This is a genomic window from Paenibacillus sp. LC231 (assembly GCF_001860525.1).
Lineage (GTDB): Bacteria > Bacillota > Bacilli > Paenibacillales > Paenibacillaceae > Paenibacillus_AQ.
On the sequence record NZ_JFOM01000058.1, the window covers coordinates 192,028 to 206,258 of the forward strand.

At 36.4% G+C, this 14,231-nt stretch carries 18 protein-coding genes; all 18 read right to left on the reverse strand.

Annotation, left to right across the window (positions count from 1 at the left end):
* Positions 1 to 6: 6 nt before the first annotated feature.
* Complete coding sequence (locus AK95_RS35060) at positions 7 to 336, reverse strand: DUF3024 domain-containing protein (RefSeq protein WP_071224274.1); 330 nt, start codon at positions 334 to 336, stop codon at positions 7 to 9.
* 225 nt (positions 337 to 561) lie between these two features.
* On the reverse strand, positions 562 to 1,143 hold the full coding sequence (locus AK95_RS32735) for a hypothetical protein (protein WP_071224275.1): 582 nt from the start codon (positions 1,141 to 1,143) through the stop codon (positions 562 to 564).
* A 328-nt stretch (positions 1,144 to 1,471) separates the two neighbouring features.
* Positions 1,472 to 1,927: a VOC family protein gene (locus tag AK95_RS32740; protein WP_071224276.1), complete on the reverse strand. Its 456-nt coding sequence runs from the start codon at positions 1,925 to 1,927 to the stop codon at positions 1,472 to 1,474.
* A 369-nt stretch (positions 1,928 to 2,296) separates the two neighbouring features.
* Complete coding sequence (locus AK95_RS32745; protein WP_071224277.1) at positions 2,297 to 2,857, reverse strand: GNAT family N-acetyltransferase; 561 nt, start codon at positions 2,855 to 2,857, stop codon at positions 2,297 to 2,299.
* A 227-nt stretch (positions 2,858 to 3,084) separates the two neighbouring features.
* Complete coding sequence (locus AK95_RS32750) at positions 3,085 to 3,639, reverse strand: NUDIX hydrolase (RefSeq protein WP_071224278.1); 555 nt, start codon at positions 3,637 to 3,639, stop codon at positions 3,085 to 3,087.
* A gap of 576 nt (positions 3,640 to 4,215) precedes the next feature.
* Positions 4,216 to 4,809, reverse strand: a complete 594-nt coding sequence (locus AK95_RS32755) for a GNAT family N-acetyltransferase (RefSeq protein ID WP_071224279.1) — start codon at positions 4,807 to 4,809, stop codon at positions 4,216 to 4,218.
* A 289-nt stretch (positions 4,810 to 5,098) separates the two neighbouring features.
* Entirely contained in the window at positions 5,099 to 5,536 is a 438-nt protein-coding gene (locus AK95_RS32760) for a VOC family protein (RefSeq protein WP_071224280.1), read from the reverse strand.
* A 385-nt stretch (positions 5,537 to 5,921) separates the two neighbouring features.
* Positions 5,922 to 6,608, reverse strand: a complete 687-nt coding sequence (locus AK95_RS32765; protein WP_071224281.1) for a lysozyme inhibitor LprI family protein — start codon at positions 6,606 to 6,608, stop codon at positions 5,922 to 5,924.
* Between the two features lie 107 nt (positions 6,609 to 6,715).
* Positions 6,716 to 7,345 (reverse strand): hypothetical protein, encoded by a 630-nt coding sequence (locus tag AK95_RS32770; protein ID WP_071224282.1) that lies wholly within the window; start codon positions 7,343 to 7,345, stop codon positions 6,716 to 6,718.
* A gap of 373 nt (positions 7,346 to 7,718) precedes the next feature.
* On the reverse strand, positions 7,719 to 8,066 hold the full coding sequence (locus AK95_RS35065) for a hypothetical protein (RefSeq protein WP_235613277.1): 348 nt from the start codon (positions 8,064 to 8,066) through the stop codon (positions 7,719 to 7,721).
* Between the two features lie 246 nt (positions 8,067 to 8,312).
* The gene (locus AK95_RS32780; RefSeq protein ID WP_235613278.1) at positions 8,313 to 8,882 is read right to left on the reverse strand and encodes a hypothetical protein; all 570 of its coding nucleotides are present in this window, start codon (positions 8,880 to 8,882) and stop codon (positions 8,313 to 8,315) included.
* Positions 8,883 to 9,134: 252 nt separating this feature from the next.
* Entirely contained in the window at positions 9,135 to 9,896 is a 762-nt protein-coding gene (locus AK95_RS32785; RefSeq protein WP_071224283.1) for an HNH endonuclease, read from the reverse strand.
* Between the two features lie 184 nt (positions 9,897 to 10,080).
* Positions 10,081 to 10,299 carry a hypothetical protein gene (locus tag AK95_RS34385; RefSeq protein ID WP_162487683.1) on the reverse strand — a complete coding sequence of 73 codons (219 nt, stop codon included), beginning with the start codon at positions 10,297 to 10,299 and terminating at the stop codon, positions 10,081 to 10,083.
* 545 nt (positions 10,300 to 10,844) lie between these two features.
* Entirely contained in the window at positions 10,845 to 11,483 is a 639-nt protein-coding gene (locus AK95_RS32790; protein WP_071224284.1) for a hypothetical protein, read from the reverse strand.
* A 24-nt stretch (positions 11,484 to 11,507) separates the two neighbouring features.
* Positions 11,508 to 11,687 carry a hypothetical protein gene (locus tag AK95_RS34390; protein WP_162487684.1) on the reverse strand — a complete coding sequence of 60 codons (180 nt, stop codon included), beginning with the start codon at positions 11,685 to 11,687 and terminating at the stop codon, positions 11,508 to 11,510.
* Positions 11,688 to 11,698: 11 nt separating this feature from the next.
* Positions 11,699 to 12,586 (reverse strand): type I restriction enzyme HsdR N-terminal domain-containing protein, encoded by an 888-nt coding sequence (locus tag AK95_RS32795; RefSeq protein WP_071224285.1) that lies wholly within the window; start codon positions 12,584 to 12,586, stop codon positions 11,699 to 11,701.
* 157 nt (positions 12,587 to 12,743) lie between these two features.
* The gene (locus AK95_RS32800) at positions 12,744 to 13,430 is read right to left on the reverse strand and encodes a hypothetical protein (protein ID WP_071224286.1); all 687 of its coding nucleotides are present in this window, start codon (positions 13,428 to 13,430) and stop codon (positions 12,744 to 12,746) included.
* A 422-nt stretch (positions 13,431 to 13,852) separates the two neighbouring features.
* On the reverse strand, positions 13,853 to 13,948 hold the full coding sequence (gene comI / locus AK95_RS35070) for a competence inhibitor ComI (protein WP_227011709.1): 96 nt from the start codon (positions 13,946 to 13,948) through the stop codon (positions 13,853 to 13,855).
* Positions 13,949 to 14,231: the final 283 nt, after the last annotated feature.

The window sequence follows — 14,231 nt, forward strand, 5'->3', positions numbered from 1 at the left end:
TTGGAGCTAACCCCAAAACATTCCGTTATGCCCTTCGTCCACGATCTTTAACTGTATTTCAAAATTTTCATTCGGTTCTATATCATCTATGAAATGCCATTTCCCTTTACTGTCTTGCCAATATATATTCCATTCATTCTCATCTAATCTGAACTGAGCTACTGGCTGCTGCACCCATTGCTCGCTTTTGTGTCCTTGTCTTTCTTCAATCAATGTCACATGATTTCCTCTGATCTTGTAAGTGATTCTAATCTGGCTTTTCACATGTTCTGGTACTGCATTTTGGGTGTATTGGTCCATGATTTTCATAATCCGCTTCTTCGTAAAATCATCCATAATTCTGTCTCTCCTGCCCTAATCGGTTTTGCATTGATTATATCACGATGATGACTCATAACGTTCTTGCATTCACGAACCCGAGAGGCTTAAGGCGCGTACCGCCAAGGTAGCATGGTATGACTTATCTTGGTTCGAGCGCACCATACCTCGGTAAATTGTAGCTTATGCTCCACGAGATTCTTTTGCCATATCGCCATGTGATGGTCTTAAATGATAAACTTTTTACCTCTTTAACTCTAAATAATTCATATTATAATCTTCGCCTAAGAAATTCATCACTCCAGAAAATCCATTTAATTCCCATTCTCCATTTTTTTTTGGAGTAAATATGTATTCTCTTTTCCAATCCTTTAACTTCTCATCATCACCAACATATTTCTCCTCAATGCTTAATCTGGTTTGATTAAAAAACTCATTCTCGAAGTAGCTCTTATAGATGACCGCATTTGTTATAGTTATTCCTTTATGAAAGACAGTTGGGTATAATGTGTTCTGTTGTACATACATATCTGACTCAGGATCGGAATCCATATTATGGATAAATAATATAGATAGAATATCCTTAGCATGGACTCCAAACTCTTCGGTAAAGGATTTCTCTAATTCCTTATACTCCAGTTTTGACACCTTTTCTCTCAATGCTAAATCAATGATCATTTTTTCCTTCTTCTCAACCATTTCAATTGCAGTGTTTATGTTGAAATCAATGGTTTCTTCTTTTATCGGCTTTAATTGTTCTGATGATTGACAAGCCGATAAAAACAAAATAACCAGAATAAGTAAAAACAAGTAGGATTTCTTCACAATTAGCTACGCTCCCCTACAATTACAACCTTCTCTTAATGTATATACATTATAGTTTTTACTAAGTTTGGCCGTAGTGCGTAATTCATAAATTATAATAATCTCGTAATCAGTATTCATGACGTCCGACGAATGTCGGATGTGTCCGCAGCCTATACTTCCCTGCCAATAACATTCCCGGACCGTTGGCGAATGCTCGATGCGTGAATATGCTGTTATATGACGCACCCAACTTCTTCGAGATACTTCCACACAGCTTTTCTTTTTTTGTTTTTTACTCTATTAACGTATATTTCAGTAGACTTTTTTTAAAAAAACCGTCACTCACTTATTTGTTACCGAGTTGTTCCGCCAAACCGATTAGAAGCCCTTCGGTTCCACGAATGTAGCAGAGCCGATACGAATCCTCGTATTGAACCATTTCGCCAACGAGTTGCGCACCATGCTTAGTAGTGAGTCTGGATACCATCTCATCAATGTTTTGAACTGTGAACATGACGCGTAAATAACCAAGGGAGTTTACAGGAGCCGTCCGGTGATCGGATATCGTAGGTGGGGTGAGAAATCGCGAAAGCTCAAGCCGGCTGTGGCCATCTGGGGTAACCATCATAGCAATCTCTACACACTGAGAACCTAGTCCGGTTACGCGACCAGCCCATTCCCCTTCAACAATCGTTCGCCCTTCGAGGATCAAGCCAATCTCCTCAAAGAAAGAAATTGCGTCATCAAGGGATTCTACAACGATACCGACATTGTCCATTCTTAGTAATTTATTTTTTTCCATAGTTTTTTCTCCTTGTGCACAAATTTCTAACCTGATTATTTCCCGAATTATTTCATTAAAGAATCACTATTTCCTTCTAATATAACACTTTCTCATTATTCATGAACAATGAGAGGAAAATGTGAAATTGGGTTTTCGGGTATGTCATATAACGTTAATGTATTCACGACATCCCACCACCTTAAGCCCGAAGGGCGGCCGCGACGCGGTTAGGTGGTGGGATGTGTCAGGCTGATTATCTTTGTATACGTGAAATGCTCTCGTCGAATCTACAGCAGACTCCTGCCGGACCGAGGGCGAATGCCCGAAGCGTGTGTATGGTATTATAATATGTCAACACCTTCTCGATTCACTTATAATATCACTCTTTTACTGAATCTTTGCAAATACAAGTGTAGATCTTAATCTACTTCCATCGGATGATAAATCATCATTTCTAAGGGTACCTTCCAACTGAAAACCTAAACGTTCCGGGATTGCCTTGCTCTTTAAGTTTAAAGAGTCACATCGAATTTCAACTCTTCTCGCCTTCAAATTAGAGAAAGCAAAGTCCGTAATCCCTTGCACAGCTTCCGTCATAAAACCACTTCCACTGAATCTAGAATCAATCCAATATCCGATTTCGAATTTAGGAACATTCCAATCTATCCTATGCAAACCAGAAGATCCAATAAAATGGTTTGTTTCTTTATGGAAAATCAAAAGTCTAAGATCTTCTCTAGATAAAAATTTCGCATGTGCATCTCTAATATTGGCTTCAATCATTTGTTCCGTTTGCTCATTCTGAGCAAATGGCATCCATTCCTTCAGCTCGTTTATTGATTCCTTAATGCTTTCATACACAGTCTTTCCATCACCTGGGAGTGGCATTCTAACTAACAACCTTTCAGTTGTAAAACTTGTTGGAAAGTCTAGCAGAATTGGATTCATGTTTGTTCTCTCCGTTCTATAATTTATCTTTATTCGATTGTGCCTTGATTTTCCTATAACGTCATTGTATTCAGTGAATCCTCATCGACTTAAGGCTCTGGAGGAGCCGGTCGCGATGCGGTTAGTCGGTCAGGGTTGTCCGCCTGATTCAGCTTCCTTGAAATGCCTCGGGCGGACCAAGGGACGACGTCAGTCGGCCCGCTACGTGAATACTTTGTTATAGGAAGTTAGGCCTTCTTCGAGTTACCCCAAATATTTTTTTCACTCTTTGTTATTATTTCGTAAGCAATTTCAAGGATTGTCTTATCTCGTAAAATCATGAATTTTGTTGAGTACTCATTACAATGTATAAGTGACTCACTCATTACTTCTAATGCCTTATCTAATGTCATCCATATAACCGTCATACCGAGTTGTTTTTCACTTTCGCTGAGATTTAAAGTGTATATCCTTTTCCTTACAGTTGCTATCCAACAATAAGATATCTGCAAAAAATTATGTTTTGCTTTATGTTCTTCAATATACCCCAGTTCATAAGTTGCTTCAGCTTCATATCCAGTCTCTTCTAAAATCGCCCTTAAGAAAGACTGCTCTTTTGTTTCTTTTTCTTCGATTCCTCCTCCTGGCAATTTATATAAATCAAGTTTTGACATGTACATCATGGCTACATTCAACGCTCCATCAATTAACACACCTCTTGAAGCAAATCGTGACACTGGCTCTATCAATTTAATAGGACCTCCGAGAATCTCATGATCAGTAATTTTTCTAATCAACTGCATTTAAGCTTCAATTCCTTTATCGAGTTGGTATGGCTATTGCCGTAATTGAACTGAGTCGTTTTTAATATGTTTTGCCCGAATTAGCTGATGCCATAGCCCTCTTGGGAAACTATCAAGTTCTTCTATTTAAATTGTATAATCATATCCTCGTTTCTGGTCCAATTCGTTATCCATTGTGTCAACAAACGGACTATTTATTAATTTAACTTTAATTATCTGTTCAGCTTGTCCTCCCATTGATTCTATTGTCTTCTCAATTTTATTACGGTGTAATTGTTCCCCCCTTATTCCTTAGTACATAAAATACAATAATTCCAACAACTAAAGCTATTCCAGCTATTATTCCTCCTGCTTTTGTACCGTGCTTTTTAATAATCAAAGTATGTGATCCTCCGGAATTTTGTTATATATTGAAATGGTTTCAGCTAACGTTTTGTATCTACGAACCCGAGAGCCTTAAAGGAGCAAAGCACTAGGTCCCAAGGACATAGGCTTGCAGGGTTGCCTTCTAATATGCTTCCTCGAAATCCCTCTTGCAGACCAAGAGCCGTATAGAAACGCCGCGTATATACGTTGTTATCCGATGCCTAGTCCATCCTCGAATCTGCCTTCAAAATCATCTCTTATGATTGAATACAGCTTTACATCTTGCAATTCTTCTTTTGACCATAAATATTTTCTTAATATCCCTTCGAATTTCATTCCGCTCTTCTCCATGACTCTTGCGGATCCTACATTTTCCGGGTGACATTTCGCTTCTATTCTAACTAATTCAAGATCTTTAAATGCGTATTCAATAATTCGGTTTACTACTTCCGTCATGATACCCTGATTCCAATATTCATTAGACAAGACATATCCAAGTTCAGCTCTTAAGCATCGATTATCCCATCTCACGAAACTGCAACTTCCAATTAATTGCATGGTTTCTTTATATTCAATTCCCCATGGACCTACCTTCTCGGTTTCATACCGATTAAGAACAAAATCAATAAATCCTTTTGTGTCCTCTTTACTCCTATGATAGTTCCATGTTGTATACCTTGATACTTGGGGCATGGCACAATATTGATACATATTATCGATGTCTGCATATGTAATTGGTCTTAACAATATTCGATCAGTTTCAAGTATAGGAAAGGTTTCAAAATGGTCTTCTACACGCTTCATGAATTCGCCTCCAAAAATATATCTATTGCTCAGATTTCAGTTAACGTTTCCGTATTCACGAATCCGCACCACCTAACCCCCCAACGGGACGGCCCCGACGCGGTTAGGTGGTGCGGATGTGTCCCGGCAACTACTTCTCCGACTTATCTTCCAGGGAACGAGGCGGCTTGTCCGCAGATGCGTGTACACATTGTTATAAGATGTCAGCACCTTTTTCGAAATGTTTCCACAATTCAACTCAGTAATCCCAGTTATCGACTGATTTAATACAAAAAAACAATAAACCCCACTAAATTCTTTCTTCCACCACCCGAATATAATGCCCATCCGGATCAAAAAAAGTGAAGTAGCCGAACTTATTAGTAAATACTGGTTCTTTGTCAATTTGGGCTCCAGATTGTTTAATCCGTTCATGCAAAGCAAGCAAATTATTTGTTGACATCTCAACCATAGTCACGTGACCCGTGCTGCTTGTGATAAAGAATGAACGAGGAAATACAAACTTCAATTGTGTGACATCTTCTGGTTTAGCTTCCATTAAAAAAATACCAGGACCGTTTCCATTTTTCAATGAGACATGTGCCTCTCCAAATGAATAATCTGCCGAAATCAATTCATAGCCCAACACATTGCAGTAAAAATCTACCGATTTTTTCAATTCCGTGACTGGAAATCTCAGGCAACAGTATCCACTCACATCCGCATTATTCGTTTGTTTGCTCAACATTTCTACCACTCCTAATAATTTTTCGAAGGCTTGCTCAGTAAATCGATAGCGACAGACACCTTCTTTGATTCCGCTGATATAGATGCCAATGCTAACTTAATCTAACCGATTTATTCTATTATTTTGCTCGTTTGCTTAAATAACTACGAAGAAATCTCTTTTGATTTTTTCATTATTGCGCTGATTTCTTATAACGTTTCGTGTTCACGATGTTGTCAGAGCCTTAGTGCTCGCACTTAGGCTGTGGCAATGTCGGGAACATGTTGTTATGTGACGGTCTGCGTACCGAGGAACACGCCACGGATGGCGTGCAACGACCCAATGTCTATTACTTTCGTTTGTAAATCCATATATGTTAAATACCACTTAAAATAAAGCAGGATTCTTAATTATCATATACAAAATCCACTGCAGTTCTGTCTATACTAAAAATATACTCCATAAGTTCTATCGCCCTTTCTCTAGTCCTATGTAATTGAACTGCTGCTAACTGCACATCACCTTGAGTACCAAAATATCTAGTAAATATAAACTTATTGCTGACGAAATTAATATCATCATCTATATATGATTGCCAACTTTTTTGAGATTGCTCAAGATTTATCCTATCCTCTTCATTTAACGATTTGTATAAATGCTCAAGTGCCGCATTAACTTCATCTTGCCATTTTATTATATATTTCGCCTCAAGCGCCCCCCATTCTAAGGTTGTAGACTCGTCACTTTCTTGAAGTTTTTCAAATTCCTGCTGATAAACTTTATCAATCGGGTTATTATTAATGATGTCCGAAAAGTCATCATTACCTTGATAATCGCCATAATGATTACTTTTCTTAATCTGTCTCTCTAAGTTATTGTTTGTTTCACCAGCTTTATTAAGTGATTCTTGCAATGTAATGTTCTTTAAATTTAACTCTTTTTCTGAATTTTTGTATTCAGCTATCCTGCTTTCCAGTATATTAATCTTCTTATCATCTCTTTTCAGTTTTTCAACCATAACTATGCAAGAACAAACACTAAGTATCAATACAGTTAGAACACATAATCTATAAAATAATAATTTTTTATTCATTAATGTCGCCTCATTTTAATGTAATTTTTTTAGCTTCTACGAATACACTAGCCATGCAAGGATGCATGGCGATAGTTACAACAGACTGTCATATAACGTTTGTTTATCTACGAACCCGAGAGGCTTATAGGAGCAAAGTGACCGAGTCCGACGGACTTAGCCTCGCAGGGTTGTGAGTTGAATTCACGCCACTGCCTACCGTTGTCTGCTGAATCACTCTCCAGGAAATGCCTCTTGCAGACAAAGGGCCGAACGGCCCGCAGCGTAGATACTTTGTTATGTGATATCGATGACTTCCTTGAATACTCTATATCCCCCAATATTGAAATATATTCATTGTCTATTAATTTTTCATTAATCCATGTTTTGAAGTCCAATATCATTTCGTTTAATCTTTCGACATTTTCTTCGTATTTCTTTATAAAGTCGTCTTCAGTACATTCATATAAAAATCCTACATATGATCTTAGTGATTCAATGCTAGGTTGTTCTTTTAATAGAAGATTAAGCTCATCTAATCTTCTCAAAATCTTTATCCAAGTCTCTTTTGGAATCTCATTAAATGCATAATGATCATAAGTTTCAAATTCCTTCTCTATTGATGTTTCAAGTAGTGCAAAATCTTCTTCTGTGAAAAAAATAGAACTATCATTCCAGCACTTATTTAAGTATTTACCAGGCAACACTTCTATGTAACAGCTTCCTTCAAGTTCATTAATATCTTTGATAATCATCATGGTTTATTCCCTCTTTACAATTTCTCATCGATTTCAGATAACGTTACCGTATTCACGACGCCCAGCGCATGCTGGGTGTGTCCAGCTCCTGCCGGACCGAGGGCTTAAGCCCGATGCGTGAATATAATGTTATACGGAGTCATCTTCTTCTGGAGAAACACACACTAATGTCCAAGCATTTCTTGAAAAAACATTATCAATGACTATGATATTTATTAAATTATATATCTCTATTGGTTTTGAGTATAATTCCATAAATTTATTAACGGTAACAGGCAAAAAATTCTTGGTTGATCCATGCCACGACCACATATCTCTTTTTTTAAATTCTTTCATGATATTCAATTTGGTTTAGTAAATAAATCTACATGGGTCACCTAGATAATATTTCATTCAACCCAGCAGCAATCCAAATGAGGGCTTGCTGCTCATTACTTTCTTTGTTATTCCATAACATTTCGGCAGTTCGATTAAAACCGACCACTGTATCCCAGTCTGCACCTAGAATACCTCGATTATTTAATTTTTTTGTTCTATATTCGACTTCATTGGTTGGCCACCAATCTATTATTTCAGTTCCAATATTAAGATTAGGATTTGACTGTGGCTGTATCTTAATTTCTTTAAAAATCGAGTCGTCAACGGATCTATAACTATACTCTTCAATAAAGTGCTTCCAGTATGAATAGACTTCTTTCCATGAAAAATCATTAGAATTCATGTTTGATCTCCCTTTAGGTAGTATAATTCCTTATTTGAGATGATTTCCTAAAACGTTTTTGTATCTACGAACCCTCACTGCCTTAAAGGAGCGTATGCGACTGGCCGCGACGCGGTTAGGCTGTGCAGGGTTGTCTGCTTGATTCTGCTTCTTCGAAAATCCTCGGGCAGACCAAGGAGCGTTCGCGACGCAGCTTAGATATTATGTTAGGTGATGTATGACTCTTCGAAGAACAACTATCTCCTTTTATTCTTCATTAATTCTATCCGCTCGTATCCAACTCATCTCTTGAATGTTTAATATTTTTTTAAACTCTTCTACCAATTGATATTTAGATTCCAGTTGAGTATAGTAATTCTTATTCAAAATATTGTCTAATTGTTTAATTCGTTCATTATCTAATTCAAAAAGTCTAAATGTTTCTAGATTGCAATTTGTAAACTGTTTTACGATTTTCTCATTGTATTTATTAGATCTTTGAACTTCTTCAATTAGTTCAATTCTGATTTTCTCCCCTCTAGGGTCGACATATAAAAATTCAATATGATCTTCTTCTGGATATCTTTCTTCCGCAAGTTCTATAATCATAGTATCTACTAACTCATATGATATATGAAGACTTGCTATCTCTTGTAAGTTGTAAACTACACGATAACCCCAACAATGATCTTCAGAATTATAAAAATATAACACTGGAATTTTTTCTGAAATTTGAAATAAACTTTCCGGGATTTCTTCACTTACTCCTGTATCTTTGGTTATGAAAACAAACCATTTATCATTTAAATCCTTTATGTATATAGGATCATATTTCAAGAATCTCTTCCTTATATTTCAATAAGGATAAGCTTCCTGAAGTAAATTCGCTCACGGTTTTAGCTCCTTTTTGTTTTTAGTCGTATTTCTCCTAACGTTTTGGTATCTACGAACCCGATAGGCTTAAGGCGCATATGCGCCGGGTCCAGCGGACTTAGTCTCGCAGGGTTGTGAGCTGATTCATCTTCTCCGCCCACCTCTTCACCAAGGGCAAAGCCCGCAGCTTAGATACTGTGTTAGACGAAGTAATATTCACTTCTCCGACCCATCTAAGCTGATCTTTTGTATTTCTAAATTATCTTTATGCCTAATGTATATTATTGCAATAGGAAAATTACCAGGGTCGCCTCTTCCACCTTCTAATATCCGAACTTCTCGAGCTCCAAAAACAAAATAATCATAATCCATCAACTTATTAATTTGCTTGGTTAATTCAAAACCGTGTTTAATTCTTTCACCCGATTCAAACTCGCTAAGTAAGTCTCCTAAATCCTGAATATATTGAAAAAATCCTGAGATAATATCAATATGATTCTCATTCATAGACTCATCATGATCAAATTGATAACCAAGTGCCCCATCGATTATTGAAATAATATCCTTACCACTATTAAGTCTTAGAAGTACATCTGGGATATTCTCCTCAACCCTTTTGATTCTCATTGGTTTAATATCTATTATTTCTTCATCAAGTCTTTTAGTGACCCATTTTTCATGATTTACTTTCATTTGTTTCAATATGTATTCTGTATATGTATCTTGCTGATCATCAATCATTCTATGATGGACTCTACATAATAAAATTAGATTGTCGTAAGAATCAATGATCTCTTTATCAAACTCAGAATTGTATCTAGGACCATTTACTTTCCCTGAGATAATATGACATTCTTCTCCAATAATTGATGGATCATCTAAAATAGTAGCATCTACAACTAATTCAATTTTGCAAATCGAGCATCTATTCCCAGATCTACCCCATAACATCTTTCGTGTCTTATCTGAAATTGACATGATCAACTCACTCCATAATAAATGAATATTATTTCGTCTAACGTTACTGTATTCACGACGTCCGACGTAGTCGGATGTGTCCGGCTGCTTCTGCTTCCCAGAAATCCCTCTGCCGGACCGAGGGCTAATGCCCGATGTGTGAGTATTATGTTAAGTGAAGTTACTGACCTCTTTGAATTGCTATCTAGGTATTAATTATCTTTGTATATGTTTTTACTGAATCCGGAAAAGCTTCTTTAGAATCTGCTTCTTTACTTTCATCATTTAGCTGTCTCTCAGTTATTTCCAATCCATCAAAACATGCATTTTCTTCGTACCAATCAATTAATTCAACTAAAGATACACTTTCTTGGACTTCCTTACCTTCATAATGCGATACAATTGTTATTGTGAATGCCGGCACTAGAGCATCCGCATTCAAGTAATATATAAAATTCTTACCTTTGTAGTGGCTTCGTAAGGGATACCTCTATTTCTTTCTCAAGAAAAGAAAACACTTGAATCAATTTATCTGATGATATTCTGTTATTCTTTATAAGTCTATTGAATCCATGGATGTACAGGTAATTATAATTTGCTTCATTTCTAGTTAGAGTGGGTCATTAGAAAACAAAAAAGTTGGAGAAGTTATTATTGAAGTAACCTCTCGATATGCCTTCTGGGCGTATTTATTTAAATAATCTAATATCAAGTACTCTCCCTCTCTTCAGTAATTTCACATAACGTTCCCGTATCCACGACGTCCTACCGACTTAAGCGACCAACGGGAGCGGCCCGCGATGAGGTTAGTCGGTGCGAATTGTGTCCGCTGAATCCACTTCCCTGACAATCGCTTCTCGCAGACCGAGGATCCGCCAGGCTCCGATGTGTGGATATAATGTTAGCTGAAGTGCAATCCTCTTTGATAAACTCTCAACCATATTCATGGAAATTGTTCTTTTGTATGAATTATTCATATTTATCTTTTTTATGTTTTGCCCATGAGTAAATATATCTCAAAATCTCGTTAGTAATTAGATTCATTATTTCAAAATAAGATTTTATGTCTTCTCTACTAACTTTGTCTGGAGCTGGCTTTCTAATTGAAAAAGCAATCGTTCTATCTTTATCCGATTCATCTATTGGTATCCGCATATGAAATTCTGAAAAGTGTATAAACTTAGACGCTTTTTTATAAATCTCATCAATCCAAGGATAATGATCCCTGGCATGCTGTCTTAAACGTACGTCGGTCAACCTCTTTCCTTCACTATCAATAAAATCGTAAAAAGACTTTCCGTTAAACAACTCCAACGTAATTTCATCACTATTACTTATTTTCGAAATGTATACAAGCCTTAACAAATTATCTAATTGCATTCTAATAAGAGGACCAGCACTTGTAATATTCCAACTATCAATAACTTGTTTATATGCCTCAATAATATCAATACTTCTTTGAGAAACTGCTACAATGAAGAAGTCAGTGGTTATTAATGTGTCCTCAAGAGTAGACTTTGTAGCCTTGATGAATAATTCAAAATATTCATCTAGATTCTTTCTACTCTCAACTAATTCTTCATATAATTCATGTGGTTTAAGCTCCAATTAAGATCCCTCTTTCATTGCATTTTAGATAACGTTCCCGCATTCACGACATCCCAGCGCCTTAAGGCCCGCCAGGGCCGGCTGCCGCTTTACGGCAGTTAGGCGGTGGGATGTGTCCGGTGATTTCGCTTCCTCGAAATGCCTCTTCCAGACCAAGGGCTGCTTGCGGCACACAGCGTTGAATGCGATGTTAGATGATGTCACACCCTCCTGAGTTAACATGCAAATTCTTTGATAAATTCACTAACAATTAAGGGTAGATATGCTTCATCTTCATTCTCATATACTATCGTACCAAGATTTGCTGAAAAATTTATTTCAAAAGATTCTTCTTTACTAGTGAAATGAACTTCAAATGGATAATTTTTGATTTTTCTGATTACTTGATCACGATTATCTAAAGGTATTTGATTCATAAAATCATTGATTAAATCTTTATGAAAATCGAATGATGCAATACAATCAGTTTCAAAATCAATACTAGTTGTAAGGGTGTAGTATTCATCATTCAATTTAGCCAAGGAATTAATCCATGCGCCCAGAAAATGCAGATCATGTTCTATTGTTATCCCTGATTTTACTATCCTTAAGCCTAAATCTGGTTTATAGTCAAAAATATATGGTTTTGTTAGAGCTAAAGGACTCAGCAATTTAAAAACATCGTCCCACTTCTCTTCAATCTCAGAAACTAATATATCAAGAATTGGACTATTTTTATTTACATCATAAACCACAAAACTTATCCCGTTACACAACGCATATAGGGATGTCTGTATTTCTCGATGAATTGCATAACTATAAGCCTGTTCTATATTCTTACCTCTATGGATATTTTCACTTGGAGCTTTCGCGTCAATTACTAATTTGTTAACACCATCTACTTGGAGTAAATAGTCTGGAATTATCTTAACGTGCTCTTTTTTTGTCCCGAAATAAATATAGGGGTGCTCCAAAGCTTTACTTCGAACTATCATATTATTTCCAAATGCTGAATAACCCAGAGCTTTGAGAACTGGAGATACTATTTCTTCTCGTACACTATCTTCTTTGAATAATGGACTATTAATAATAGTAAAATCCAACTTATTATCAAATATCTTCATGGTCTATTCTCTCCGATTTTTTTATATTTGCTGTGATTTCATCTAACGTTCCTGAATTCACGACCCAGCGCATGCTGGGTGTCTGGCGGATGCCAGACCGAGGACGAAGTCCACAGCGTAAATATTATGTTATAGGATGTGAGTGCGCTTCTCTGAACTATCCAGAAAGATTTTTACTTTGTTTATCAATTAATAGACGATAAAGATCAATAAATTCATTGATTGTTGATAATAACGGTTTGATATCTTTCTTTACTGTTATATATAAGTAATCATTAGAATTGATCTCGCCAATTTTATGAACTAATTTATTTCTTATACCTTGGAAACGTCTAATTTTTCTGTTCCAATCCTTATAATTAATGTTATTGTATTCAAACAGTTGCTTAGTTACATTTAATAGTTCATTCAAGTTACTATTTTGTTGTAAAACTTTTTTCAAGTAGTCTTCAAATATAGCTATAACATATATAAATAATGAATAAATATGAATTCTGACCTCCTCATAATTTTCTTCACCTTTTGTTTTCATCAGTTGTCCGTTTTCCTCTAATATCTCAGTTACTTCCAACATTGAAGAACCAAAGCTATTCATTTCAATATCAATTTCGAATTCTTTTTCAAGTAGTTCCTCTCTACTTATATTCATGTAAGTTGCAGTTCTATCTATCGCTTGATTTGCTATATCTTTAAAAGGCAAAGTTTTATTAATGACTTCAAATGCAGAATCGAATAATTCATCAAAATCACTCATGATACTGCCTTTAAAACGTGTCATATACTTCTCAATTGAATTTAAATTTTTCATTAAATTTTCTGTATGCATTTCAAATATGTTATTCATATATTCTCCTTTATTGTCTTACTGCTCATTTCCTATAACGTTATGTATCTACGAATCCGAGAGGCTTAAGGCGCACCGCGCCGGGTCCAACGGACTTAGCCTCACAGGGTTGTGAGCTGATTCAGCTTCTCTGCCTACCACATCTCTCGAACCAAGGGCCCAACGGTTCGAAGCGTAGATACGATGTTATCTGATGGGGATGCCATCTTCGAATTAATTTCAATATCAGTCTATATGCCTGTTCAACAATGTTTCCTAACTCAATTAGTTCTTTGATACATCTTTTCAAGTATGGTATTATATATTTAATAAAGATCAAGTGCGCTAACACTTGGTCCATACAATTTGCTTGGATGGGTAATCCCTTCTTAGTCATTTATGATCGGAAACCCACCTTCGGCGGTCAACCTTAGGGTGGGTTTTTACTTTCTCTTGTTGTTATTATTAATGTATGTTAAAAGTGCAAGAATGAATGATCCAAATAGGAACATAATCGTTAGTGCATCTTTCACTTCCATGGCTTCACCTCCTTTCGAAGGGAAACCATGACCACCCAAGATTCAATTGTAGTTATATTTTACCTTTATATACATCTGCGTACAAGCGTTCTTATTATGACTTTGGATTTTTGATTCTAAATATGGTTTTAATACAATTGGCGACCCTTTTAGATAACGTTCGTGCATTTACGACGTCACAGCTGCTTAAGACCGTTAGGCCAGGTGGCTCTGCCACTTAGCCGGTGGGATGTGTCCGCCTGATTCCTCTTCCTCGAAATTCCTCAAGCGGACCAAGGTCGTC